28 protein-coding genes are annotated in these 25,083 nt (G+C 38.1%); 2 read left to right on the top strand and 26 right to left on the bottom strand.

Going from position 1 to position 25,083, the window contains the following annotated elements; translation table 11 throughout:
• Positions 1 to 76 precede the first annotated feature (76 nt).
• Positions 77 to 1,417 carry an APC family permease gene (locus AC6UDG_RS02735; protein ID WP_500706322.1) on the top strand — a complete coding sequence of 447 codons (1,341 nt, stop codon included), beginning with the start codon at positions 77 to 79 and terminating at the stop codon, positions 1,415 to 1,417.
• A gap of 26 nt (positions 1,418 to 1,443) precedes the next feature.
• On the opposite strand, the gene rlmD is transcribed toward AC6UDG_RS02735, so the two are convergent.
• The 10 genes from rlmD to AC6UDG_RS02685 form a co-directional block, all read right to left on the bottom strand.
• Positions 1,444 to 2,820, bottom strand: a complete 1,377-nt coding sequence (gene rlmD, locus AC6UDG_RS02730; protein WP_500700788.1) for a 23S rRNA (uracil(1939)-C(5))-methyltransferase RlmD — start codon at positions 2,818 to 2,820, stop codon at positions 1,444 to 1,446.
• A gap of 42 nt (positions 2,821 to 2,862) precedes the next feature.
• Entirely contained in the window at positions 2,863 to 3,882 is a 1,020-nt protein-coding gene (locus AC6UDG_RS02725) for a diacylglycerol kinase (RefSeq protein ID WP_500693576.1), read from the bottom strand.
• A 12-nt stretch (positions 3,883 to 3,894) separates the two neighbouring features.
• Positions 3,895 to 5,316, bottom strand: a complete 1,422-nt coding sequence (gene gatB, locus AC6UDG_RS02720) for an Asp-tRNA(Asn)/Glu-tRNA(Gln) amidotransferase subunit GatB (RefSeq protein ID WP_500693575.1) — start codon at positions 5,314 to 5,316, stop codon at positions 3,895 to 3,897.
• Between the two features lie 2 nt (positions 5,317 to 5,318).
• Positions 5,319 to 6,773 (bottom strand): Asp-tRNA(Asn)/Glu-tRNA(Gln) amidotransferase subunit GatA, encoded by a 1,455-nt coding sequence (gatA, locus tag AC6UDG_RS02715; protein ID WP_500706321.1) that lies wholly within the window; start codon positions 6,771 to 6,773, stop codon positions 5,319 to 5,321.
• Between the two features lie 2 nt (positions 6,774 to 6,775).
• Positions 6,776 to 7,084, bottom strand: coding sequence for an Asp-tRNA(Asn)/Glu-tRNA(Gln) amidotransferase subunit GatC (gene gatC / locus AC6UDG_RS02710; protein WP_500693573.1), 309 nt, complete (start codon positions 7,082 to 7,084; stop codon positions 6,776 to 6,778).
• A gap of 31 nt (positions 7,085 to 7,115) precedes the next feature.
• Positions 7,116 to 8,273: a CamS family sex pheromone protein gene (locus AC6UDG_RS02705; protein WP_500695222.1), complete on the bottom strand. Its 1,158-nt coding sequence runs from the start codon at positions 8,271 to 8,273 to the stop codon at positions 7,116 to 7,118.
• On the bottom strand, positions 8,254 to 10,272 hold the full coding sequence (gene ligA, locus AC6UDG_RS02700; protein ID WP_500706349.1) for an NAD-dependent DNA ligase LigA: 2,019 nt from the start codon (positions 10,270 to 10,272) through the stop codon (positions 8,254 to 8,256). The genes AC6UDG_RS02705 and ligA overlap by 20 nt, the downstream gene beginning before the upstream one ends.
• Positions 10,273 to 10,294: 22 nt before the next feature.
• A complete protein-coding gene (pcrA, locus tag AC6UDG_RS02695) occupies positions 10,295 to 12,559 on the bottom strand; it encodes a DNA helicase PcrA (RefSeq protein WP_500696542.1) in 2,265 nt (754 codons plus the stop codon).
• 88 nt (positions 12,560 to 12,647) lie between these two features.
• Positions 12,648 to 13,781 (bottom strand): ATP-grasp domain-containing protein, encoded by a 1,134-nt coding sequence (locus AC6UDG_RS02690; RefSeq protein ID WP_500699292.1) that lies wholly within the window; start codon positions 13,779 to 13,781, stop codon positions 12,648 to 12,650.
• A gap of 30 nt (positions 13,782 to 13,811) precedes the next feature.
• Entirely contained in the window at positions 13,812 to 14,423 is a 612-nt protein-coding gene (locus AC6UDG_RS02685) for a glycoside hydrolase family 73 protein (protein WP_500706320.1), read from the bottom strand.
• A gap of 119 nt (positions 14,424 to 14,542) precedes the next feature.
• On the opposite strand from AC6UDG_RS02685, the gene AC6UDG_RS02680 reads away from it, so the two are divergent.
• Positions 14,543 to 14,854 carry a DUF2187 family protein gene (locus AC6UDG_RS02680; RefSeq protein WP_500693568.1) on the top strand — a complete coding sequence of 104 codons (312 nt, stop codon included), beginning with the start codon at positions 14,543 to 14,545 and terminating at the stop codon, positions 14,852 to 14,854.
• Between the two features lie 28 nt (positions 14,855 to 14,882).
• Here the strand turns inward: AC6UDG_RS02680 and AC6UDG_RS02675 are convergent, their stop codons facing one another.
• From AC6UDG_RS02675 to rplO, 16 genes are all read right to left on the bottom strand, one after another.
• The gene (locus AC6UDG_RS02675; RefSeq protein ID WP_500696540.1) at positions 14,883 to 15,464 is read right to left on the bottom strand and encodes an ECF transporter S component; all 582 of its coding nucleotides are present in this window, start codon (positions 15,462 to 15,464) and stop codon (positions 14,883 to 14,885) included.
• A gap of 66 nt (positions 15,465 to 15,530) precedes the next feature.
• On the bottom strand, positions 15,531 to 15,923 hold the full coding sequence (gene rpsI, locus AC6UDG_RS02670; protein WP_500696539.1) for a 30S ribosomal protein S9: 393 nt from the start codon (positions 15,921 to 15,923) through the stop codon (positions 15,531 to 15,533).
• A 13-nt stretch (positions 15,924 to 15,936) separates the two neighbouring features.
• The gene (rplM, locus tag AC6UDG_RS02665; RefSeq protein ID WP_500693566.1) at positions 15,937 to 16,380 is read right to left on the bottom strand and encodes a 50S ribosomal protein L13; all 444 of its coding nucleotides are present in this window, start codon (positions 16,378 to 16,380) and stop codon (positions 15,937 to 15,939) included.
• 119 nt (positions 16,381 to 16,499) lie between these two features.
• On the bottom strand, positions 16,500 to 17,300 hold the full coding sequence (truA, locus tag AC6UDG_RS02660) for a tRNA pseudouridine(38-40) synthase TruA (RefSeq protein ID WP_500706319.1): 801 nt from the start codon (positions 17,298 to 17,300) through the stop codon (positions 16,500 to 16,502).
• A complete protein-coding gene (locus AC6UDG_RS02655; protein ID WP_500699284.1) occupies positions 17,301 to 18,083 on the bottom strand; it encodes an energy-coupling factor transporter transmembrane component T family protein in 783 nt (260 codons plus the stop codon).
• A gap of 13 nt (positions 18,084 to 18,096) precedes the next feature.
• A complete protein-coding gene (locus AC6UDG_RS02650) occupies positions 18,097 to 18,960 on the bottom strand; it encodes an energy-coupling factor transporter ATPase (RefSeq protein WP_500706318.1) in 864 nt (287 codons plus the stop codon).
• Positions 18,939 to 19,772 carry an energy-coupling factor transporter ATPase gene (locus AC6UDG_RS02645; protein ID WP_500706317.1) on the bottom strand — a complete coding sequence of 278 codons (834 nt, stop codon included), beginning with the start codon at positions 19,770 to 19,772 and terminating at the stop codon, positions 18,939 to 18,941. The genes AC6UDG_RS02650 and AC6UDG_RS02645 overlap by 22 nt, the downstream gene beginning before the upstream one ends.
• 175 nt (positions 19,773 to 19,947) lie before the next feature.
• Positions 19,948 to 20,331, bottom strand: coding sequence for a 50S ribosomal protein L17 (rplQ, locus tag AC6UDG_RS02640; RefSeq protein ID WP_500693561.1), 384 nt, complete (start codon positions 20,329 to 20,331; stop codon positions 19,948 to 19,950).
• Positions 20,332 to 20,349: 18 nt separating this feature from the next.
• Positions 20,350 to 21,300, bottom strand: coding sequence for a DNA-directed RNA polymerase subunit alpha (locus AC6UDG_RS02635; RefSeq protein ID WP_500693560.1), 951 nt, complete (start codon positions 21,298 to 21,300; stop codon positions 20,350 to 20,352).
• 62 nt (positions 21,301 to 21,362) lie between these two features.
• Complete coding sequence (rpsK, locus tag AC6UDG_RS02630) at positions 21,363 to 21,752, bottom strand: 30S ribosomal protein S11 (protein ID WP_010022745.1); 390 nt, start codon at positions 21,750 to 21,752, stop codon at positions 21,363 to 21,365.
• A gap of 24 nt (positions 21,753 to 21,776) precedes the next feature.
• Positions 21,777 to 22,139, bottom strand: coding sequence for a 30S ribosomal protein S13 (gene rpsM, locus AC6UDG_RS02625; RefSeq protein ID WP_500693559.1), 363 nt, complete (start codon positions 22,137 to 22,139; stop codon positions 21,777 to 21,779).
• Between the two features lie 30 nt (positions 22,140 to 22,169).
• Positions 22,170 to 22,289, bottom strand: a complete 120-nt coding sequence (gene rpmJ / locus AC6UDG_RS02620; RefSeq protein ID WP_010022743.1) for a 50S ribosomal protein L36 — start codon at positions 22,287 to 22,289, stop codon at positions 22,170 to 22,172.
• Between the two features lie 26 nt (positions 22,290 to 22,315).
• Positions 22,316 to 22,534: a translation initiation factor IF-1 gene (gene infA, locus AC6UDG_RS02615; protein WP_010022742.1), complete on the bottom strand. Its 219-nt coding sequence runs from the start codon at positions 22,532 to 22,534 to the stop codon at positions 22,316 to 22,318.
• Positions 22,535 to 22,639: 105 nt separating this feature from the next.
• A complete protein-coding gene (locus AC6UDG_RS02610; RefSeq protein ID WP_500693558.1) occupies positions 22,640 to 23,299 on the bottom strand; it encodes an adenylate kinase in 660 nt (219 codons plus the stop codon).
• A gap of 13 nt (positions 23,300 to 23,312) precedes the next feature.
• Positions 23,313 to 24,629, bottom strand: coding sequence for a preprotein translocase subunit SecY (gene secY, locus AC6UDG_RS02605; protein WP_500700796.1), 1,317 nt, complete (start codon positions 24,627 to 24,629; stop codon positions 23,313 to 23,315).
• The gene (gene rplO / locus AC6UDG_RS02600; protein WP_500699278.1) at positions 24,629 to 25,060 is read right to left on the bottom strand and encodes a 50S ribosomal protein L15; all 432 of its coding nucleotides are present in this window, start codon (positions 25,058 to 25,060) and stop codon (positions 24,629 to 24,631) included. Before rplO ends, secY begins: the two co-directional genes overlap by 1 nt.
• Positions 25,061 to 25,083 lie beyond the last annotated feature (23 nt).

The following is a 25,083-nucleotide window of genomic DNA, read 5'->3' as shown; positions in this document are numbered from 1 at the left end:
TGCTTTTTTATTTTATGTACTGACTTCGATTTGGCCCCATGCTATAATTAACCATTACGCAAAAGGAGTGGATCAAATGCCTCAAAGCAACTTAAAGAAAAACATTGGAATCGGTGCTGCCCTGTCAACTGTCATGGGAACCGTGATCGGTGCTGGAGTCTTTTTCAAAACTGCCAGTGTCGTATCTAATACTCATTCTGTCACTCTCACCATCCTAGCATGGATCATTGGTGGCCTTTTAACAATTTGTGGTGGACTAACGGTTTCAGAATTGGCTGCGGCCATTCCTAAAACTGGAGGAACCATTCAATACTTAAAGTATACTTATGGACCGCTAACTGGATTCCTACTGGGATGGGCCGAAATCCTTGTGTATTTTCCGGCCAACTTAGCGGCTCTCTCAATTGTTTTCTCCACTCAACTAATTAATTTGTTTCACTTATCAACATCACTCTCAATTACCATTGCAATTATTTGTGCATTAAGTGTTACGTTAATTAACCTTTTAGGATCAAAAGTGGCCGGAAGAGTCCAATCTTTGACACTAATTGTCAAATTAATTCCTATCTTTATCATTGTAATTGCTGGACTATTACTCCCGGGTCACGTTGACGTATCTTTTTGGCCTCCAATCCAAAACCATGGCTCCACTAACCTATTAACTGCTTTTGGTGGCGGATTACTGGCCACAATGTTTGCCTACGATGGATGGATCAACATCGGAAGCATCGCCGGCGAAATGAAAAATCCCCAAAAGGACCTTCCTAAGGCCATTATTTTGGGTTTAACTTTTATTATGATCATCTACGTTTTGGTAAACTGGGTTTTCTTAAAAAATATGCCACTTGACCAAATTGCAGGAAATCAAAACACCGCCTATGAAGTTGCCATGAAACTATTTGGTGGCATTGGCGGAAAACTAGTGACCATTGGCATCTTAATTTCCGTTTATGGCGCTATGAATGGTTACATCTTAACCGGGATCAGAGTTCCGTATGCAATGGGTAAAGACGATCAATTACCATTTAGTAAATACTTTGCAAAACTTTCTAAACACACTGCTACCCCCTACATTTCGGGATTATTTATGTTTATGATCGCTGTCGTTATGATTTTCATGGGTAGTTTTGATATGCTAACTGACATGTTAGTTTTCGTGATGTGGATATTTAATTGCCTTTTATTCGTTGCTTTATTCATCTTAAGAAAGCGTGAACCGGAGTTGGTTCGCCCATACAAAGTACCTTGGTATCCAATTGTCCCAATTCTCGCACTAGCCGGGGGAATCTTTATCTTAGTTTCAACGATCCTGACCCAAACCGTTTTGGCTATCATTGGTATCATAGCCACTTTAATCGGAATTCCAATTTATTACTGGCATAAAATGATGAAAAACAAAACTTCAACTGAAAAATAAAAAGAATCTAGCTCGCTAGATTCTTTTTATTTACTCTTTTCCAACACCGTTACACTTTCAACATGCGGTGTTTGCGGAAATTGATCCACTGGTTGAATTGGTTGTTTAATTTCATAGCCACCATCAATTAAAGCCTGACAATCCCGTACAAGAGTAGCAGGATTACATGAAACATATACTAATCGTTCTGGCTTCATCTCTAAGACACTAGCAATAAAGGTTGGATCAAGGCCCTTTCTTGGCGGATCAACTACCACGACATCTGGTCGAATGTCCTGCTCTGCCCACTTCTTCATCTGGTCCTCAGCCTTTGCAACCACAAAGCTAACATTATCAATATGATTTAATTTAGCGTTCTTTCGGGCATCTTCAATTGCCTCAGCAACCACATCAACTCCGTACACATGCTTAACTTTTGGTGCCATTGCCAGTGAAATTGTCCCAATCCCGCAATACGCATCAACCACCACATCATTTTTCGATAATTGCGCCTTATCGATCGCCAAAGAATAAAGTTTTTCAGTCTGAACTGGATTAACCTGGTAAAACGACATTGGTGAAATCAAAAACTTGGTGTTTAAGAGTTCATCCTTGATGTAAGCTTTACCTGATAACAGGATGTTCGTGTCCCCCATCAGTCGATTCCCGTGAGAATCATTAACATTTTGAATTAAACTATCTAAATCAGGCAACTGATCATTAATGGATTTAATAATTTCATCTTTATGTGGCAAGTTTTTACCATTGGTAACCAAAACTACCATCATCTCGCCGGTTGCTTTTCCATAACGGACCATAATATTCCTGATACAACCCTTGTGAGTTGCCTCATTGTAAGCACTAACATGATAAGCTCGTAAAACATCCCGAACCTTAATAATAGCTTCATCGATGTGAGGATCTTGAATGTAAAAGTCTTCAATTGGAATTAAATCATGACTGTGGCGCCGATAAAAACCCGTTTCCAATTGACCATTCATCTTCCTAACCGGAATCTGAGCCTTATTTCGGTATTTTGATGGATTATCCATTCCAATTGTTTGAGCAACAGCAACGTTTAAATGAGCCTTCTTAAACAATTCCTCAATCTGATGTTGTTTAAACTCTAATTGTTTTGGATATGCAAGGTGTTGTAATGGAGCAATCCCAGACTGCGTATACCGTCGATCAATTGCTTGAACTCGATTGGGACTTGGTTCGATAATCTTTTCTAATTTTCCAAAGGCGAAGTTCTTTTTAACTTTAATCACCCTGATCTGGACTTTCTCACCTGGAAGAGCATCCTCAATGAAAATCGGAAAATCGGAAACCTTACCAACCCCCATTCCCTGGTAAGTCAAATCAATCACGTTTACCGTGAGGTCTTGGTTTTTCTGTACTGGAGCTTCTTTTTTAGCGCTCATTTGTTCTCCTTACTAAAAAGTTTTGCCGTTACACGGCAAAACTTATTTTTTACTATCAGATGGAAGTTCATCGACTTTTCTGACAAACTTCTTTTCAACATTTTTGACCTGAGGAGCGACACTAGCCGACTCACTGATATCATCAGTCTTAAGGTTGGAATAAATACTAATTCGCTGCTTTAGATCGACAAACTTCATCGGAGCATCACCACCGTATTCGCCATCAAGATTAATCTGTAAGCGACTATCATCCCCAGGAAAAGCCTCAAATGTATTGGTCTTTTTGTATATAATCCTAGGATCATCAATGTGCCGACCGCCATTAAACGCTTTAGCAATTAATTGCAACATTTCAACTAAATTACCGGTTTTAACAATAATCATGGTAAATTTACCATCATCCATGGTTGCGTTTGGAACAATTTGTTCAAAACCACCCACTGAATTAGTCATGGCTAAAAAAAACATTGAAGCCTTCCCACGATATTCTCCACCATCATACTTTAATAACATCGGAACTGGCTTCACATTTGGCAACATTTCTGCTCCCTTTACCAGGTATGCAAGATACCCAAAAATAGTCTTTAAATCAGAAGGAACATTGTAAGTTAATTCTGTCATAAACCCACCAGCCGCAATATTAATGAAATAATTAGTCACTTCATCATTGTATGCTTTACCAACGTCCATCTTTGAAACATTGCCCTTAGTGATCACTTTAGCAGCTTCAACGTAATCATCTCGAGGAATGTGCAATGCACGCGCAAAATCATTGGTAGTTCCAGCGGGAATGATTCCTAATTGTGGTCGATAATCACGTGGAGCAATGCCATTAATTACTTCATTGATGGTCCCATCTCCACCTGCCGCAATGATGAGATCAAATCCCTCTTCAGATGCACGGGCGGCTTCATCACGTGCTGAATGTGGTTTGGGGGTGGTCGCAAAAGCACTGGCTTCATATCCACCATTCTCCAAAACATCCAAAATATTAACCAACTGCGGTTTTAACATTTCACGTCCAGACGTTGGATTGTAAATTACTCGTGCTTTTTTGACCATTCTTACATCACCCTATTTATCTAAAGAACCTTTCAATAATTTGTTTACAACTTGCGGATTAGCTTGTCCATGAGTTTGTTTCATAATTTGTCCAACCAAATACCCAACAGCTCGATCTTTACCATTATGATAATCATCAACTGACTGTTGATTATCTTTTAAGACCCCATCAATAATTGGTTGCAGTTTTTTAGGATCAGATAATTGGACCAGTCCTTTTTCTTCAACGAATTTCTTTGGATCTTGCCCCTTAGTAACTGCCTTAAATACTTTTTTAGCCATTTTACTTGAGATGGTATCGTCCATAATCATTTTAATCATGGTAGCCATCGCTTCAGGAGTGATTTTGGTGTCTTCCAAGTTAGCTTGATTATCGTTCAAGTACGCATTGACGTTATCTTGAAGGTAGTTAGCGGCTAATTTAGGATCAGCACCTAATTTAACCATTTTATCATAAAAATCAGACATTTCTTTGGTCTGAGTGATAACCATTGCATCATAATCAGTGATCCCTAATTCATTAACGTAACGATTACGACGTTTGATAGGCATCTCAGGCATGGATTCTTTTAATTCATTAATCCATTCATCAGAAATACTCAAAGTTGGAAGATCTGGTTCTGGGAAGTAACGATAATCATCTTTTCCCTCTTTGACACGCATTAACTCAGTTTTACCAGTAGATTCATCAAAACGACGACTCTCAGAATTAATCTGACCGCCGGACATCAACACCTGTTGTTGACGTTGTTCTTCGTACTCAAGTGATTTTCTAACATGATTAAATGAATTCAAGTTCTTTAATTCAATCTTTTGACCTAATTCTTTACTACCAATGGGTCGAACTGAGATATTAACATCAACCCGCATTGACCCTTCTTCCATCTTGACATCAGAAATTCCGGTAAATTGAATCCGTTGTCTTAATCCTTCCAGATAATCATATGCTTGTTGCGGAGTTGTCATCTCGGGCTTAGAGACAATTTCAATAAGCGGAGTCCCCTGACGGTTTAAGTCAACGTAAGAATATTTTTGTTCATGGGTATTCTTACCAGCGTCTTCTTCAATATGCATCTCTTCGATTCCAATTTTTTTCTTACCATTTTCGGTCTCGACTTCAATCCATCCGTTTCTAGCAGTGGGTCTCTCGTTTTGAGTAATCTGATACCCCTTCGGATTATCCGGGTAGAAATAATTTTTACGATCAAAATGAGGGTGCTTTTCAATATGAGCATGTAAAGCTAGAGCCGCGGTGATACCATCCGCAACGACCTGTTTGTTAACAACTGGGAGCGTTCCAGGATAGCCCCAGTCAATCACGTTAGTATTACTATTGGGCTTGTCTCCAAACTGTGCAGCAGATGGACTATAAATTTTTGAATTAGTTTTAAGCTCAACGTGGACTTCTAGACCAATGGTCGTTTCAAAATTCATGACTATTTACCTCCCATCTTTGGTGTTTGCTTGTGAAAATCAGTATTCTGTTCAAAAGCGTATCCTGCTTTATAAATGGTACTCTCATCAAACGGTTTCCCCATTAATTGCATTCCGATTGGCAAACCATTACTGGATCCAGCAATTTGAGACATAGCAGGAACTCCAGCCATATTGGCTGGGATCGTCAAAATATCATTCATATACATTTCAATGGGATCTTGATCTTCTACTCCAATTGTAAAGGCAGTAACTCGAGATGTTGGACTCAAAATTAAATCATGGTCAGCAAAAACCTTTTTAAAATCATTGATGATTAAAGTCCGAATTTTAGCAGCCCGTTTGTAATATTTATCAACATTATCGTAAGAAAGCGATAATGTCCCTAGCATAATCCGTCGCTTAACCTCATCCCCAAACCCTTCTGATCGTGATTTAACGTACAATTCATCAAGTGTTTGAGCATCTGATGCTCGATATCCATAACGAATTCCATCGAATCTTTCTAGGTTAGAAGATGCTTCAGCGGTTTGAAGCGCATTATAAGCAATAACACCATATTTAGAATTAGGCATCGAAACCCAGTCAACCTTTGCACCTAATTTTTTAAACGTTTCTGCGGCATTTTTGATTGCTTTTGAAACATCAGGAGATAACTTATTAACGTATTCCTTGGGAATGCCAATTCTCATCCCCTCGACCCCATCTTTAATGTGTTCGGTGAAATCAGGAACTTCCTGTTTTGAACTAGTTGAATCGTGTTCGTCATGACCTGAAATTGCGTTTAAAACCAGAGCATTGTCAAAGACACTTCTAGTAAGAGGTCCAATTTGATCAAAACTTGAAGCCATCGCAATAAGTCCAAAACGTGATACTCGACCATAGGTTGGCTTCATTCCAACAATTCCCGTGAATGAAGCTGGTTGTCTAATTGAACCTCCGGTATCTGATCCAAGTGCAACTGGAACTTCACCGGAAGCAACTGCGGCAGCCGAACCACCGGACGAACCGCCAGGAACTTTGCTATAATCCCATGGATTGTGAGTGGTTTTAAGGGCTGAATTTTCAGTTGAACTTCCCATTGCAAATTCATCCATGTTGGTTTTACCAACGTTAATGGTACCAGCATTAGAAAGTTTCTTGGCCACCGTTGCATCATAAATTGAAGTGAAATTTTCTAGCATTTTTGAAGATGCAGTAGTTGGTAATTCTTTAGTAACGATGTTATCTTTCAAAGCCAACGGAATCCCATCTAAAATATTATTAGGATCAATCCCACGTTCATCAATGGCTTTAGCATTTTCAAGCGCTTTATCATTTAGATTATTAAAAGCATCAATGTTTTGGTCAGTAGTTTTGATGTTGTCCATGGTCTCTTTTACTAAGTCAACGGCCGAAATTTCCTTATTTACTAACATCTGGTGAAGTGAACGCAAATCCTTATCTAAATAGTTCATTATTATTCATCCTCACTTTCGTCAATAATTACTGGAACTTTAATTAAGTCATCTTGAATATCAGGAGCATTCTTTAACAAAGCATCTTGTTCGTGCCAATCTTCTGCCACGTCTTTTCTAGTAACGTCAATTCGATCCGTTACCGTATAAGTGGGCTCAACACCCGATGTATCAACTTTTTCAAGTGTATCCAACATTTTCAACAAATCATTTAATTGTTGGGTGAATTCAGGTAATTCATCTTTTTTTAATTCAAGCTTAGCTAACCCAGCAATATGTTGGGTTTGTTCTTCCGTAATCTTATCAGCCATTTTATCCCCTCTTTTACTAAATCACTAAATCTTAATAGCTATTAAACACATGCGAACTGAAGGACTTTCCTCCCGCATTTCGGTTCAAATAACTTTGAATTCCATCAGTTGATTTTACGGTAATATCAATTGGTACACTGCCAGGAAGATATTTTTGAGCAGCATTCTGTAGGTATTGAGTAAAACTGATGATTTCAGTTTGACTATAAAATTGAGTTGTAATGTTAATGTGCATTCCTTGAAGTTGCTTACCCTTGTATTGAGCCTGTGCAGTAATCCCACTCAAGTTAGGGAAGAAATTTTGAACCTGTGACTTAAATTGATTAAACGCAGATAAATCATTCGTATTAGGTCCCTTAGAACCATTGGCAATCGGGAACACATATGATTTTTCATTAATTGGTTTCCATGAGTTTACAGACGTCGTGCCCGGATTGTTAACCGATGAGGCAAAGAAATTACCACCAGTCAAACTATCGTTTGGAGCTTGCTTGTACAATGCAATCACGATTGGAATATTCTTTAATTCTTTATTCTGTCTCAATCGTTTAAGGATTGTGTTAGCCATCTCCTTACCTTGTTTCTCAACCACATCATCGGGGATCTTCTGTTGATACTGGCTCCCATACTTCTGTTTAGTGTAGTAGTACACTGAATTGATCCCAAGGCCAATGGTCATACCCTTCATGGTCATTTTATTACCATTTGGAACTAAGAAGTCTTGTTCATCCATTTGTTGCAAGTACATTGGGGTTACTTTTCCCTTTTGTTGCGATGGATTTAGTCCCTCCGGGTTTTGCTTTGACTTACGATCAAGCCACTTCTCGACAGTGTCAGTAGAGATGTATTGTCCCTCCTGAAAAACATACTTATCAGTCGAAAAATTCTGCTTGGAAATTCCAAGCAAACCGTTCTGAAATCCTTTCAAGTTAAACTGATTATCATTTTGTTGAATGTCAACTCCACGCGATTTACTAGTTTGATAATGTCCATCCTTAATAACACTCTGATAATTCTTACCACCAGTTTCCCCGGTTAATTGTGTATTCTTATTATTTGTATTAGTGGTACTCTTGTTAGTACTCCCACAAGCTACTAACATTAATGCGCTAGCCGCCACCATTAAAATTACTTTTAAGCGTCTCAACTTAAATTCCTCCGACTTCTTATCATTCTTTTTGCATTTCATTTTTAAAATGATCTTCATCCCAAACCGGAACCGAAAGAGATTGAGCTTTGGTTAGCTTACTACCTGCATCCTCTCCCGCAATTACTAGGTCGGTATTTTTAGAAACACTACTTGTGACATCCGCTCCATGGTTTTCAAGCCATTCACTGGCTTGACCCCTAGTTAAATCAACCAACTTTCCGGTCAATACAACTCGTTTACCATTGAAAAAGTTATCTGGTTGTACCATCTCTTCATTATCTACATAGTCCATATTAACACCAACATCAACGAGTTCGCCAATTAATTCTCTACTATCAGCGTTTTCAAAATAAGTATGAACACTATCAGCAATAACTTGACCAATGGTGTCAATTGAGGCGATTTCTTCGACACTTGATTTCATGAGAGCATCCATGGTTTTAAAGTGGGCAGCAATTAATCGCGCTGCTTTAGCACCGACGTGTCTGATGCCCAATCCAAAAAGCAATCTTTCAAGTGAATTGCTCCGACTACTATCAATGGCAGAAAGTAAATTGTTAGCAGACTTGTCACCAAACTTATCAAGAGTTAGTAGTTCATCATAACTAAGGTGATACAAGCTGGCCACATCCGAGACCATTTTTTTATCAAACAACTGCTTCACAATCTTAGGACCCAAACCATCAATATCCATTGCATTTCTAGAAGCAAAATGATTAATTTGTTCCACCAGCTGTGCTGGACACTTCGGATTAATACAACGTAAGGCAACTTCACCATCTAAGTGGACTAATTTAGCACCACATGAAGGACATCGATCTGGGATAACATATGGCTTAGAATCTTTTGGCCTTAAATCAGGAAGATACCTTTCAACCTCCGGAATAATGTCGCCAGCTTTATACAAAACCACTGTATCATCGACACGGATATCTTTTTTCTCAATATAATCAGGATTATGAAGTGACGCTCTTGAAACGGTAGTACCGGCCAATTGCACTGGATCCATGATTGCGGTAGGAGTTACCACTCCCGTTCTTCCAACGGTCCACTCAATCTTTTTAATTTTAGTATGAACTTCTTCTGGCGGAAACTTGTAAGCGATCGCCCACTTCGGGACTTTAACCGTATGCCCAATTTCCATTTGTAAAGGAAGCGAATTGGTCTTAATCACAATGCCATCGATACCAAAGGTGAGATTATCTCTTGCTGCTGAATACTTTTTAATGTAAGCATCAATCTGATCCATATTGTCAGCCACTTGATAATGCTCATTGATGGTAAAGCCTAATTCTTTTAGTTCCTCTAAAAGTCCACTTTGAGTGGTAGCTTTTAAATCGTCATAATTAGCAACGTTATACATAAAAGTACTTAAGTGGCGATCCTTAGTAACTTTTGGATCCAATTGTCGAAGACTCCCGGCAGCAGCATTTCTCGGATTAGCAAACGTTGGTTTTCCGTCATTTTGTCGTCGTTCATTTAACTTTAAAAAGGCTTCTTTTCCTATATAACATTCGCCACGTACTTCAATATCAATGGGTCGACTTAATCTTTTAGGGATTGATGGGATGGTTTTTAAATTTTCAGTGATATCCTCACCAATTTGTCCATTTCCCCTAGTCGATCCCTGCACGAACACCCCATGCTCATAACGAAGTGAAATAGCTAGTCCATCGATCTTCAACTCACAATTATACTCAGTATCTTGAGGATAGTTGTGCTTGAGTCGAACCACAAAATCCTTAAGCTCTTGGGGTGAAAATACGTCACCTAGTGAAAGCATTGGAATCTCGTGATTGACCTTTGTAAATTCATTCGAAGTTGCCCCACCAACGTGCTGAGTCGGTGAATCAGGAGTGATAATTGCTGGAAACTTAGCTTCCAGATCCTGCAAGCGAGCATAGTTTCGATCATATTCCGCATCTTCTACGGTTGGCTGATCCTGTTCATAGTACTGTTTTCCCCACTTAATTAACTTTGGTCTTAGTTCTGAGGCCTCTTTTTTTGCTTCACTTTCATTAACCTGATCCATTGGAATCTTAAACAATCTTACCACTCCCTTACTTAATCGATTGAATTTTTGTTATGGGTGCAAATGCAGCTAATAGACGTTTAATTCCTTTTTCTGGAAAGGCAATGTCAAGTTCCATATCTTCACCGGTTCCATTAATTTTAACAACAGTTCCAGTTCCCCACGCCTTGTGTTTGACTTTATCACCAATATTCCATGACTTCTTGTCAGCACCAGTTCCTTGGGGTTTTTCGACTCGTTTGTTAGGTCGATGATATGGTTCACTAAAGGCTCGATTGGTTCGTTTATTATACTCACTACTGGTGTCAAATGGAGTCTTAGGTCCCGTTGGAATTGAACTCTCATTATCCAATACATCCGAATTAATTTCATCCATAAATCGTGACTCGGGATTATTTTGCATTCTACCATATAACATTCGTGAATATGCATTTGTCATATAGAGTTTGGTCTGAGCCCGCGTAATTCCCACATAGGCTAACCGTCGTTCTTCTTCTAACTCACTTTCCTTTTCAGTAGCTCGACTAAGAGGAAAAATTCCTTCTTCCATCCCAACCATAAAGACGACTGGAAATTCAAGTCCCTTAGCAGCATGCAAAGTCATTAAAGTCACCTGTTTAGCCGATTCATCAACATCGTCTTGAGCCGATACAAGGGCCAGATCCGCCAAAAAATCTGTCAAACGACTATCACTACTACCAGTCTGTTCATCATACTTTAAATCAGAATCTTTTGTGACAGAAAGAAATTCTTCAATATTCTCAATCCGTGTCTGTGACTCCAGTGAATTGGTTTTCTTTAGATCAGCCATATATCCAGATTGATCCAAAAGTGCTTCGGTAATTTCCGTAACGGTCATATCCTTTTGCTTTTTTTGAACGTTTGATATGACATTAGCAAAATTAGCAATGGCATTTCGAGCACGACTGGAGATATTATTGGCCAAGTCAACATTTTGAGCTGCTTCTAGTAGATTCCATCCATTATCTGCTGCAAACATTCTCAACTTTTCCACACTTGAACTACCAATTCCGCGCTTAGGAACGTTAACAACCCGTTCAAAACTTAATGAATCACTAGGATTAGCAATGAGAGTCAAATACGAAAGAATGTCCCGGATTTCCTTACGGTCGTAGAATTTATGCCCACCAACCATCGTGTACGGAATATTTGATTTCAAGAAGGTCTCTTCGATTACACGAGACTGGGCATTCGTCCGGTACAAGACCGCAAAATCATTATAAGAATAATGATGTTTACTGACCTCATCTTTAATCTTAGACACCACGTAATGGGCCTCACTAGCCTCACTTTGAGCACGATAGTACGTTATTTTTTCGCCAGTATCATTTTCCGTCCACAAATTCTTATCTTTTCTCTCGGCATTGTTTTGAATAACGTCGTTTGCGGCACTTAAAATATTCTTAGTTGAACGATAATTCTGTTCCAGTTTCACAACGTGTGCATTTTTATAGTCATTTTCAAAATCCAAGATATTATTCATGTTAGCACCACGCCAACCATAAATGCTCTGATCAGCGTCACCCACTACACACAAATTTTGATACTTTTTGGCAAGCATTGATACTAATTTATACTGTGCTTCATTGGTATCCTGATATTCATCGACATGGATGTAATGAAACTTATCTTGATAATAATTCAAAACCTCTGGATATTGTTTAAACAATCTAATCGTAAGCATAATCAAATCATCAAAATCGACAGCTTGATTTTCTTGAAGTCGCTTTTGATATTCGAAATATACCTGTGAAACCACTTCTTCAAATGGACTGTTAGCTGAATGTGACTTTTGATAATCTCGTGGAGTCTGTAAATTATTCTTAGCGTTTGAAATGGCACTTAAAATAGCCCTTGGATCATTCTTTTTCGGGTCTAGATCTAAGTCTTTTAAAATTCGTTTTACAAGGGTCTTTTGTTCTCCTGAATCAGTGATAGAAAAAGCACGATTATAACCTAATTTATCAATGTCACGTCTCAAGATTCTCACGCCAAGTGCGTGAAAAGTTGATACCCAAACATCGTCACCACCGACGCCAAGTAATTTACTAACACGTTCCTTCATTTCGCGAGCAGCTTTGTTGGTAAATGTAATCGCCAAAATATTCCATGGCATCACACCTTTTTTCTCAATTAGATAAGCAATTCGATGAGTGAGCACCCTGGTCTTACCACTTCCAGCACCAGCCATAATCAAAAGTGGACCCTCAGTTTGTTCTACCGCCTCTTGTTGCTTATCGTTCATTGTCTTTAGTAGGTCTGTCTTTGACACGTTAACCAATCCTCTCGCTTTGTAAATCCATCATTAATTATAGCAAAATAGAGCCGACAAATTGCCGACTCTTCAATTTTAATAACATTTAATTTTTGGTCCAAATTCCTGTATTCACAATTCGATTAAACGTCTCTTCGACCGAATTGGTTGGAATTAAAATCACTCCAACCACATCATCATCACGTGCATTACTGTGATAATTAAAATAAAATTGCCAGTTTGGTTGAAGGATTCGTTGTCTAAGAACCTGTTCATATTGCTTTTTCGTAAACAAACGAGCAACCACATCACTAATCTTATTAATCTTAGCTAATGGCAACCCTGAAATGGCCCGAAGATGTTGATCATACTCGCTGATATCAGTAGCTAAATTAAACAAAAAACCGGCATTATTAACGGTTGGATCAATGTTTGTAACGTAAATGTTTTGATCAGCCGTTACACCGAACGATACCTCAAATGAACCAACGTATTTAACATTTTTGCCGATTTGATTAACAATTCTAATCATTTCGTTAATAACGTTAGAATCTGTTTTGGAAGTATCAGTACTTACCGTTTGGAGCATGTTCCCTAAATAACTGGTTTTAACGGCGGGAAATTGTTGTAAATCTTCTTTTACTGATTTAGTAGCAATAATTGCGTATTCGAAACGGTAAGGAACGTAAGATTCCAGTATATATGGACCCCTTTTTAACATATCAGAAGCAAGTGCAATATCATTTGATTCGTTAATAACCAGTTGTTGGTTATTAGTCATGTGTCGCTGAATTGGCTTTAAAATTGCAGGATATCCAATTGAATCAATTGCTTGATAGATATCTTCCAAGTTAATAATAGTGACGTATGGTGACGTATTGACGTTAATTTGATCAAAAAAGGCCCTTTCCATCACACGGTCCTGACTAATCTCTAAAAGGGATTCGCCTTGAGGAACATAAGTATACTTTTCGATTTCATTAATAACCTGAGGATCAATGTCATTTGAAACGTATGTAACTAAATCACACTTCTCAGAAAATTCCCTTAAAGTATCAACATCATTAACGTCACCTGTAAATGCGTAATCAGATTGTCTAGCGATCTCGCTATCTGAATTAGAACTATAGGTGGCAATTTTCAATCCCGCGTCGCGGGCCACGTTAACTAGTTGCGTACTACTAAAATAGTCACCAATAATTCCAATTGTGCTTCCTGGGTAGAGTAATACTGAATCCATAGTTTAACCTCCAATAAATCTTTTGCTACATCATTGTTTATCGTATTGATTAAGATGATACTTTTTAATGATTTTAATTATTTTGTCTGCATAAGCCGGGTCTGTTGCATATCCATCGGTACTGAGCGCCTTGGCAGAATCGACGTAATTGTCCGCCGACACAACTTCTTTATATTGCATGGGGTTCCAGTCTGTGCCATGAGCTAGTAATACAGCATGATCTTCAATTGACTCATCCCAATTACTGTAAACGCGAAAACTTCCGTGAACCATTGCGGGTGATCCACTCGTATATTCAGTGGTGTCCAAAGTGACACTCTTTTGTCCAGCACCGGCTTTGACACCAAAAAGATTATTATATTTTGAGGCCAGAGTACTTTGGCCCCAATCTGATTCTAAAATAGCCTGAGCAAGGGTAATGCTAGTCAAAATTTTATACTTCCGTTGCATCTCAACTGACTTCGGTAAAATCTTGTTGATAAATTCCTTATGTTGAACACTAACATTATTTTGTTCATACCGCGGATTAAAATGAGAATTGCCTAAAATCATCACAGCACCAACGAACATGACTAACAGGATTAGCACGGTCAGGACATAAGCAACTAACTTATTTTGCTTTTGCTTCTTTTTCCTAGCCACACTAGCCCTCCTTACAAATAAATTTACTGTTTAAATTGTACTACAAAAATGTTAAAAATTGACAAATGTTAATTATTCGTTTATATTTCATTAGTTGAATACAATTGGAGGTGGTCAGTTTGGCAAAGAAACACGATGAACAAACGGAGACCGAAAAATCACCCTTTGAAGTTGGCGATGAAGTATCGTTTAAACTTGAAAAGAATGATTTTACCGGTTATATCGATAAAGCTTACAATAATGCCTTTTTGATTACATTTGAATCTGATGATCCAGAAATAATTGATAAGTATCATAACAAGACCGTTATTAATCATAAAGATCTTAAAATGATTAAGCAAGCTCCACGAATTCAAAAAGACCCTGATGAGGGACCAGATGACGATTCAAAACAAGATGGTGACAAAAAATCATCGGACGCATCAAAGTAACAAAAAGCAGATCGTAATGATCTGCTTTTTATTTTTGGATTACTTTATCTAACGAAATAATGATAATTGGACAAACAATTGCTGTAATAATCATTTCTATCAGACCATTGGTTCCAACTACCCCTAATAAGGCATAGATAATTTTGTCAACACTCACATGGTATAGGATTGGGGCTTGCTTTCGATTAAAAATATAAATAAATAACAGCACTAAAATTGTATTGGTCATGGAACCCAAAGCGCATGCAATCACAAGTGAAAGCTTATTATTAAGTAATTTTTTTAACCATTTGTAGGAAAAGTAAGCAACTACCGGGATTAGGGCCCGCGGTAAAATGGCCGTAATCGGATTCTCAAAGACAAGTGGAGCAATTGGACTAGTAGGCCACGTAAAGGCCCTGACAAACACAATTACACCCCAGAGCGTTCCAAGAATAAAGCCATCCTTTAAACCAAGCACTAAGGTTGCCACAATCACGGTAATGGGAATTAACGTAATGCTTAGTGGACCAACCGGAATATATCCTAAAATAGGAACAAAGTTTTGAATCAAAATAATGGCAATAAAAACTGACAAAATTGCAATATGATAATTTCGTGTCTTTTTCATTTTAAATTCACCCATTTAATAAAAAAGCGCTCATGCGGACATGAGCGACAAAATATAATCTTCTGATTAACGTTTTGAGAATTGACCAGCCTTACGAGCTTTCTTAAGGCCGGGTTTCTTACGTTCCTTCATACGAGGGTCACGTGTTAATAAACCAGCCTTCTTGAGGGCTTCTCTAAAGTCTGGATCAACTTCAAGTAAAGCACGTGCAATTCCTAAACGAACAGCACCAGCTTGTCCTGAATATCCACCACCATTAACGTTAGCTAATGTGTCATAGTTACCAAGTGTCTCAGTAACATTGTATGGTTGTAAAATGATTTCTCTTAAATTAGGAAATGGAATGTAATCTTCAACATCTTTGTCATTGATTACAACTTTTCCAGTACCTGGTACTAAGCGTACACGAGCAACTGAATCTTTACGGCGACCTGTGCCGGTATATTGTACTTTAGCCAATTGTGTTTCCTCCTTAAATTAGGTTCTTAATATCAAGAACTTCTGGTTTTTGAGCTTCATGAGTGTGATCTTCACCTGCATAAACGTGAAGTTTCTTAGCGATTTGACGACCTAATGTACCGTGAGGAAGCATACCTTTAACTGAAGTTTCGATAAGTCGATCAGGCTTCTCTGCTCTCATTTGACCAGCAGTAATTGACTTAAGTCCACCAATGTAAGATGTGTGGTGATAATAAATCTTGCCACTAGCTTTCTTACCAGACAATGCAACTTTAGATGCATTGATTACAATAACATTGTCACCTGTATCTACGTTTGGCGTAAATGTAGGTTTGTTTTTTCCGCGTAAAATAGAAGCAACGACACTTGAGAGACGACCTAATTCAACGCCATCTGCGTCAATAACGTACCACTTGCGATCTACTTCGCCGGGTTTAGCCATATATGTTGTATGCACTTTTAATTCCTCCATGTTTCCGTGTTTGTTCGACACCTAATAAGTTTCCGGGGCTTATCGTGGGGCAAACAATACCAATTACAATAGTACTAACATTTCTTCTGAAAGTCAAATTCATTTTAATCATCTGGATGATGTTTTCGTTTTGAATGTTTTGGATCATCTCCTGGATAATAAACCTTTTTTAAGTACAATCCATTAGCTGGCATTGTTAAACGTGCTTCGTTTCGATCCTTCACTTTGAACAATCGTTGGATATCATGCACTGGCCGCTTTCCCCGTCCAATCTCCATCAGCACCCCAACCATAATCCGAATTTGATTATACATAAAACCATCACCATAAAACTCGAACTGCATCTCATTAGTAACTTTATCTAAGTTAGCATCAACCGAGAAAATTGTACGAACCCGACTTCCTTCCTTTGCACCAGAAGCAACAAAAGACGAAAAGTCGTGTTTGCCAACGTAATCATGAATAGCCTCTTCGATCCAATTGAAATTAACGGGAAAACGCCAATGAGCAGTATAATTTCTTTTAAATGGATTGGTAAAGCGCCCCAAATCCAACCGATACAAGTACTTTTTCCCCGTTACATCATAACGAGCATGAAAGTCAGCATTAACCTTTTGCACACTTATTATTTCAATATCCAGGGGACACATACTGTTTAACCCCTTTAACATACTTTCCTCACCTAAATCATAGGGAAAATCAAAATGGGCAACCTGACCTAGGGCATGAACACCTGCGTCAGTTCTGCCAGATCCATAAAGTAAAACATGCTTGCCACTTTTTTGGGCCATTTTGTTAATAATATTAGTTAAAGTTCCTTCCACCGTTCGCTGCTTTGGCTGCATTTGAAAGCCAGCAAATTTAGTCCCATCATATGCAAATGTAATTTTATACCGAGTTTTCATCTAATTCCTCACTAAAATAATTACAACCGTTAAAACCATCATGACCCCTAAAGCAACCCAATCAAGGACCGTCCAAGAGACGAGCTGATAATGAGTTCGCTTGACCTCATCAGAATATCCACGAGCTTCCATGGCATCTGCAAGGTGTTCAGCATGACGAAAAGAAGAAACAAACAAGGGAATAATCAGCGACACTAGGCTTTTAGCTCGTTTCATTAATTTGCCTTTACCAAAATCAACACCCCGTGCCCTTTGAGCATTCATAATGTCATTTAACTCATCGATTAGAGTCGGAATAAATTGCAGTGCAATTGAAACCATCATCCCAATCGTTTCAGTGGGAACTTTAACCCACTTAAGCGGTCTCAGAATCGTCTCAACACCAAGTGCAATCATCGATGGACTGGTCGTGATGGTCAAAATAGTAGCAATCGTGATAATAAGGACCAATCGAACAAATATCATGACCGCATTAATAATTCCCGATGAAGTGATGGAGATAAACCATAAATGAAAATAAACCGTTCCGCCATGGCCAAAAAACACTTGAATCAAGACCGTAAAAATAATTAGCCACAGAATGGGTTTGATCCCCTTTAGAAGCATCTTAATTCGAGAATGGGATAAATATATCAGTACCAACGTAAAAAACGTCATACATCCGTAACTGACCCAATTATTGCACATCAAAATAAGCGTAATAATGATAACGGAGCCTAAAATCTTAAACGCTGGATTTAAACGATGAATGAATGAATTTCCAGGAAAGTATTTTCCAAACACAAATTGATCGATTCTACTTCACTCCACTTCGTTTTTGCGTAATTTCGTCAACAACTTCATCCGCTGTTAACGGAATCTTTTTTAATCTGATGCCTCGATTAATTAAATCATAGTATATCTGGACAGAATCAGGAAGCGCTAATGAATTTTGATCGATTAACTTGTAATTGCTGAATAATTCCCTGGGAGTTGAATCAGAACACACTTTTCCACCATTCATAACCACAACACGGGTAGCATTTTGTGCCACCACATCCATATCGTGAGTAACCATGATGATGGTTACTCCATTTTTGTTTAGTTGCTTGATGATCTTTAATATCTCAGTCTTGCCACTAGGATCCAATCCAACCGTTGGCTCATCTAAAATGAGAACGGTTGGATCACATGCAATCGTTCCAGCAATTGCGACCCGACGCATTTGACCGCCAGACAACTCAAAGGGTGAACGAGAATATAGTTCTTTACTAATGCCAACAATTGAAAGCGCCTGAATGGCTCTCTTTTTTGCAACTGCTTCATTTTCGCCAAAATTAAGTGGACCAAAAGATACATCTTTTAGAACATTATCTTCAAACAGTTGTTTTTCCGGAAACTGGAAAATCATTCCGACTTTTTTTCTGAGCTCACTTAGGTTATGGTTGTTAGTTTCACTGTTAATTTTGATTTTGCCAACGGTAACACTCCCTGAAGTCGGTTTCAATAATCCGTTAATCATCTGAACTAACGTTGACTTTCCGCTACCAGTTTTTCCAACAACACCCAAAAATTCACCCTTATTAATCTTTAAACTGACATTACTTAAAGCCTGTCTTTCTGATGGCAGACCGGGTTGATAGACAAAATCAACGTTACTTAAAATAATGTGCTTATCCATTGGCTCATCCCCTCATCATCCATGTACTTGTCAGTAATGTCATATCCTGCATCAAGGAATTTCTGCCTTAACTTCTCACTAAAAGGAAGATCTAGATCCATATCAGCAATTAATTGATGCTTCTGAAAGAAAGCACTTGGTTTTCCGTCAAATACAATTTTATTATTATTAAGTGCTAATATCCGATCGGATTTAGCCGTCACATTGATATCATGCGTAATGGAGAGAATTGTCATATTTTGTTTTTGATTTAATTTGTTGACAACTTGATGAATTTGTCTAGTAGCTAAAGGATCTAGCATACTTGTCGCTTCATCTAGAATTAAAATTTTAGGATCAAGCACAATTGCTCCTGCAATTGCGACCCGTTGCTTCTGTCCACCAGAAAGACTACTAGGAATCTCGTCTCGATATTCCCACATTCCTACCTTTTCTAACGCCGATTTAACTTTTGGCTTCATCGCTTCTCTTGGAACCGCCCGATTTTCAAGTCCAAACGCAACGTCACTTGCTACCGTGGCACCAACAAATTGATCATCTGGATTTTGAAAAACTAAGCCAATTGCTTTTCTTGTTTCGCGGTCATTACCATGAGAGTCCAACCTGATCCCATCTACCACAATTTCTCCCTCACTAGGAGTTAGAAGACCATCAACCATTTTGGCAATGGTACTTTTACCACTCCCGTTCCGACCGATTAATGAAATATATTCACCCCTTTCGCACTGAAAAGAGACATCATCTAATACCTTATGATCATCTTCATTATTATACCTAAAAGAAAGATTGGAAACATTAATGATTGGATTCATGGAATCAGCTCTCCTATTATTAAAATTATGTATAAAAAAATCACTAAAAGATTAAGGCGCATGGAGTTAACCACATTCAAGCTAGACTTGGAAAATCCATCATCGTAACACTTTATACCTTTAACCTTAGTGATTCCTATAGTGAAATATTTATTATTCTTAACAAATATCGAAATTATTCGACAAATTGCAAGATTACCATTGGTGCACCGTCACCACGACGAGGCATTGTTTTAAGAATACGTGTGTAACCACCGTTTCGGTCCGTATACTTTGGTGCTACTTCGTCAAATAACTTTTGTAATGCACTAGTTACTTTGATACTATCTCCGTCTTCTTTTACATCAGCAATGGTGTTTTGCAAGTAAGCTGCAGCTTGACGACGAGCATTCAAGTCACCCTTCTTGCCCAAGGTAACCATCTTGTCGGCTAATGATCTAACATCCTTAGCGCGAGCTTCTGTTGTTTTGATTTGACCGTTAACAATTAAGTCAGTAGTCAAATTACGAAGCAAAGCACGACGTTGAGCACTCGTACGTTGTAATTTGCGATAACTCATAACCGGATATCCTCCTTTTTAGTCTTCTTTACGTAAAGATAGTCCTAATGCTGCTAATTTTTCTTTAACTTCATCGAGTGACTTACGGCCAAGATTTCTAACCTTCATCATGTCAGCTTCAGACTTATCAGTTAATTCTTGAACAGTATTAATTCCAGCACGTTTCAAACAATTGTAAGAACGAACTGAAAGATCCAATTCTTCAATTGACATTTCAAGCATTTTTTCTTTATGGCTTTCTTCCTTCTCAACCATAACATTGGCATTCTTTGCTCTGTCAGTTAAATCAATAAATAATTGGAAATGTTGATTTAAGATCTTAGCTGCCAAACTAATTGCATCAGAAGGTGTAATTGAACCATTAGTCCAAACGTCTAACGTCAATTTGTCGTAATCATCACGTTGACCAACACGTGCATCTTCTACTTGATAATTAACACGTTCGATTGGGGTATAAATAGAATCAACTGGTAGAACACCAATTGGCATACCATCGTTTTTGGCTTTGTTTTCTTCAGCAGAAACGTAGCCGCGACCTTTGTTGGCAGTCATGTTCATGTGGAATGTAGTTCCGTCAGCAACCGTTGCAATGTGCAAATCCGGATTTAAAATTTCAACATCACTATCAGTTACGATATCACCTGCGGTTACATCGGCTGGTCCAGTTACATTAATACTCATTGACTTTGTTTCATTGTCATCTGAGTTAATTTTCAAATTAATCTTTTTAACGTTTAAGATAATTTGAGTAACATCTTCAACTACACCCTTTACAGTTGAAAATTCGTGTAGAACACCATCAATTTGGATGCTAGTAACCGCAGCTCCTGGTAATGAAGCCAACAAGACACGTCTAAGTGAATTGCCTAAAGTGGTACCATATCCTCTTTCGAGTGGTTCTACAACTATTTCACCATAGTTGTCTGTTTCTTCAATTTTGTGAATGTTTGGCTTTTCAAATTCAATCATTGTAGTCTCTACCCCTTTCAAAAACGCATTGAGTAATTTAAAACTTTAACGTTCATTAAATATTAAACTCTACGACGTTTTGGAGGACGAGAACCATTGTGTGGAACTGGAGTTACATCACGAATTGCAGCAACTTCCAAACCAGTACTTTGTAAAGCACGAATAGCTGACTCACGACCAGATCCAGGACCCTTAACAGCAACTTCTACTGATTTCATTCCATGTTCCATTGCAGTCTTAGCAGCTGCTTCAGCAGCCATTTGAGCAGCAAATGGGGTAGACTTACGACTTCCACGGAATCCCAATGCACCAGCTGATGACCAAGCAATAGCATTCCCTTGAACATCGGTAATCATAACCAAAGTGTTATTAAAGGTTGAGTGAATGTGTGCTACACCAGACTCAACGTTTTTTCTTGCTTTACGCTTACGAGTATTTTTAGTTTTAGCCATAGAAACTGATAGCCTCCTTCTTTATTATTTTTTACCAGCGATTGTGGTTTTCTTACCTTTTCTTGTACGTGCGTTATTTTTCGTGTGTTGACCTCTAACAGGTAAACCGCGACGATGACGCATCCCACGATATGAACCGATTTCTTGAAGAGTCTTGATACTCATAGTAACTTCTCTACGTAAGTCACCTTCGATTGTGTAACCATCAAGAGCTTCTCTGATCTTATCTTCTTGATCAGGTGTTAAATCACGTACACGAACGTCTTCTGATACCCCAGCTTTTTTCAAAACTTGCTGAGCAGTTGTGTTTCCAACACCATAAATGTATGTTAACGCAATAACAATTCGCTTATCACGTGGTAAATCAACTCCGGCAATACGAGCCATTAAAGTCCACCTCCTATAATTTTAATTTATTTATTTTCCTTGTCTTTGCTTGTGCTTAGGGTTTACAGGGCAAACCACCATCACACGGCCTTTTCTCTTAATAATCTTACAATGTTCACACATTTTTTTTACTGATGGACGTACTTTCATTTTTTATAACCTCCTATATGAAGGGTTTACTTAAATCGATAAGTAATTCGACCCTTTGTTAAATCATACGGTGACATTTCAACGGTTACACGATCTCCTGGTAGGATCCGAATGTAATGCATTCTGATCTTGCCAGAAACGTGTGCCAAAATTTCATGACCATTTTCAAGCTCGACCTTAAACATTGCATTAGGTAAAGTCTCTGAAACCTTACCCTCAACTTCAATTACATTATTTTTAGACACGAATAATCCTCCAAAATTACTAAACTCGTAAGTATCACTTACAAATAGACATACAAACTATAATATACCACATCACTGACATTCCAGCAATCAAACGACAATTTACTAATTTAAATTGCTTAGAATTTTCTCAATGTCGTTACTAACGTCTGCAATATCTCGATCACCCTTAACTGAATGCAAAATGCCGCGATCCTTGTAAAAGTCAATTAAAGGAGCATTACTCTTTTCATTGATTTTCAGACGATTCTTGACAGTTTCAGGTTTATCATCACTTCTTTGATAGAAGACGTGAGCACCGCAAACATCACAAGTACCATCAACTATAGGTTTTTTATATAATTTATGATAAGTTGCGCCACAGTTTTTGCAGATGAAACGACCAGACAAACGTTTGATTAAAACACTTGGATCGACTTCAATATTAATAACTGCATTCAACTCTTTGCTCATTTTCCTAGTCATTTCCTCAAGACTTTTAGCCTGATCAATGTTTCTAGGAAAACCATCTAACAAATAACCTTTGTCAGTATCAGGTTGTTTAAGACGATCCTCAACAATCCCACAGGTAACATCATTAGGAACTAATTCACCCTTATCGATGTATTGTTGAGCCTTAATTCCCATGGGAGTTTTGTTTTTCATTGCTGCCCTAAATATGTCTCCAGTTGAAATATGTGGAATCCCATATTTTTCAACAATGAATTCAGCTTGAGTACCTTTTCCAGCTCCTGGAAGACCCATTAGTAATAAATTCATTGACATTTAAATTCCTCCACTACTTGTTATCATCCGGAGTACTTTGAATAAATCCAACGTACTCTTTTCTCATCATTAATCCTCTAATTTGTTGAATGGTTTCAATAGCAACTCCAACAATAATCAAGAGGTTAGTACCACCTAGTCCAATTGATTCGTTTAAGTTCCAAACATTTTGTGCAATCAACGGGATTAGAGAAACAACACCCAAGAACAAAGCACCAACGGTACTAAGTCTCATCAACAATCGAGAAATATATAACTGAGTTTCACGACCAGGCCATACTCCCGGAATGTAGCTACCTTGTTTTTGTAAATTTTCCGACAATTTCTGTGGATTAACTTGAACAAACGCATAGAAGAAAGTAAATACAACAATTAAGAAGGTGTAAAACGCAGCTCCAAGTGGGGTCTGCATGTTAAACAACTTACTTAAAAATTCATACCATCCGGATCCTTGAAAGTTTTTGGTGAAAAACATCAAAATCGTTTGAGGAGTGGAAATAAATGCACTTGCGAAAATAACTGGAATAACTCCAGCGACGTTAACCTTCAAGGGAAGGTAACTGCTGTCTGGTGAACCTGATGTTCTTCTAGTATATTGAATTGGAATTCTACGTTCAGCTTGTTGTACCCAAGTAACAAAGGTAACAATAATCAAAATTACAATAATCAAGGCAATAATGAAAAGAGCTGGCTTCCAAATTTCATTCATTGGTGTACCTTCAACGTATTGACGATAAACACTCATAATTCCACTTGGCATTTCAGCAACAATTCCAGCAAAGATGATCATTGAAACTCCCTGACCAATTCCTTTGTCAGTAATCATGTCGCCCATCCACGTAGTGAGCATTGTACCAGCAGTCAAAATTAAACCAATACTAATGTACGTTCCCATTCCAGGGTTCTTAACTAAATGAAGACTACTCAAAGCATTAAATCCAGCAGTAATACCAATTGATTGGACAAATGCCAAAACAATCGTTAACCATCTTGTTACCTGATCCAGTTTTTGCCTTCCGACTTCACCTTGTTTTCCCCATTCAACGAATCGAGGAACGATATCCATCTGAAGTAACTGAACAACAATTTGTGCAGTAATGTATGGTGAAACTCCCATTGCAAATAATGAGTAATTAGTTAATCCACCACCACTAAACATATTCAATACATTAACTAAACCTGAGGATGCAACACTTTGCAAAGCTTCCGCATTGATTCCAGGCACAGTAATGTAAGCACCTAAACGGAAAACTGCCAATATAAAAAGGGTAAATAAAATCCTTTTTCTAATATCTTTTTCTTCAAAGGCATTCTTTAAGGTAGTGAACATTAAATCACCTCAGCTTTACCGCCGGCATCTTCAATTGCTTTTTCAGCACTCTTTGAGAATTTGTTAGCTTTAACAGTGAGCTTCTTAGTTAACTTGCCATCTGCAAGAACTTTAACGCCATCATTTGAGCCCTTAATCATTCCAGCTTGAATCAATACATCTGGAGTTACTTCTGAGCCATCATCAAAATTATCTAAATCAGCTAAGTTAACGATCGCTAAAACTTTTCTGTTGAAGTTGGTAAATCCACGTTTTGGAATTTGACGGTATAAAGGCATTTGGCCACCTTCAAAACCAACACGAGTTTTGCCACGAGCCTTTTGACCTTTTTGGCCACGACCTGAAGTCTTACCTTTACTACCAAGACCACGACCTAAACGAGTTCTTGATGAACGTGAACCGTCAGCAGCTTTTAATTCATTTAACTTCATTAAATTGCACCTCCCTATCTTTT

It is taken from the genome of Fructilactobacillus sp. X2R1C1, assembly GCF_059901435.1.
This window is presented reverse-complemented; position numbering and strand designations above follow the sequence as displayed.

Excerpts from the sequence above, each read along its gene's own strand:
- AC6UDG_RS02645 (WP_500706317.1), bottom strand. The coding sequence starts at position 19,772 with ATGAATCCAATCATTAATGTTTCCAATCTTTCTTTTAGGTATAATAAT.
- AC6UDG_RS02690 (WP_500699292.1), bottom strand. The coding sequence starts at position 13,781 with ATGGATTCAGTATTACTCTACCCAGGAAGCACAATTGGAATTATTGGT.
- rplO (WP_500699278.1), bottom strand. The coding sequence starts at position 25,060 with ATGAAGTTAAATGAATTAAAAGCTGCTGACGGTTCACGTTCATCAAGA.
- gatC (WP_500693573.1), bottom strand. The coding sequence starts at position 7,084 with ATGGCTGATAAGATTACGGAAGAACAAACCCAACATATTGCTGGGTTA.
- rplQ (WP_500693561.1), bottom strand. The coding sequence starts at position 20,331 with ATGAGTTATCGCAAATTACAACGTACGAGTGCTCAACGTCGTGCTTTG.
- gatB (WP_500693575.1), bottom strand. The coding sequence starts at position 5,316 with ATGAATTTTGAAACGACCATTGGTCTAGAAGTCCACGTTGAGCTTAAA.
- rpsK (WP_010022745.1), bottom strand. The coding sequence starts at position 21,752 with ATGGCTAAAACTAAAAATACTCGTAAGCGTAAAGCAAGAAAAAACGTT.
- truA (WP_500706319.1), bottom strand. The coding sequence starts at position 17,300 with ATGAAAACTCGGTATAAAATTACATTTGCATATGATGGGACTAAATTT.
- AC6UDG_RS02635 (WP_500693560.1), bottom strand. The coding sequence starts at position 21,300 with ATGATTGAATTTGAAAAGCCAAACATTCACAAAATTGAAGAAACAGAC.
- AC6UDG_RS02610 (WP_500693558.1), bottom strand. The coding sequence starts at position 23,299 with ATGTCAATGAATTTATTACTAATGGGTCTTCCAGGAGCTGGAAAAGGT.
- rpsM (WP_500693559.1), bottom strand. The coding sequence starts at position 22,139 with ATGGCTCGTATTGCCGGAGTTGATTTACCACGTGATAAGCGAATTGTT.
- AC6UDG_RS02675 (WP_500696540.1), bottom strand. The coding sequence starts at position 15,464 with ATGAAAAAGACACGAAATTATCATATTGCAATTTTGTCAGTTTTTATT.
- AC6UDG_RS02725 (WP_500693576.1), bottom strand. The coding sequence starts at position 3,882 with ATGGTCAAAAAAGCACGAGTAATTTACAATCCAACGTCTGGACGTGAA.
- secY (WP_500700796.1), bottom strand. The coding sequence starts at position 24,629 with ATGTTCACTACCTTAAAGAATGCCTTTGAAGAAAAAGATATTAGAAAA.
- AC6UDG_RS02705 (WP_500695222.1), bottom strand. The coding sequence starts at position 8,273 with ATGAAATGCAAAAAGAATGATAAGAAGTCGGAGGAATTTAAGTTGAGA.
- rpmJ (WP_010022743.1), bottom strand. The coding sequence starts at position 22,289 with ATGAAAGTACGTCCATCAGTAAAAAAAATGTGTGAACATTGTAAGATT.
- AC6UDG_RS02735 (WP_500706322.1), top strand. The coding sequence starts at position 77 with ATGCCTCAAAGCAACTTAAAGAAAAACATTGGAATCGGTGCTGCCCTG.
- AC6UDG_RS02650 (WP_500706318.1), bottom strand. The coding sequence starts at position 18,960 with ATGGATAAGCACATTATTTTAAGTAACGTTGATTTTGTCTATCAACCC.
- gatA (WP_500706321.1), bottom strand. The coding sequence starts at position 6,773 with ATGAACTATTTAGATAAGGATTTGCGTTCACTTCACCAGATGTTAGTA.
- rlmD (WP_500700788.1), bottom strand. The coding sequence starts at position 2,820 with ATGAGCGCTAAAAAAGAAGCTCCAGTACAGAAAAACCAAGACCTCACG.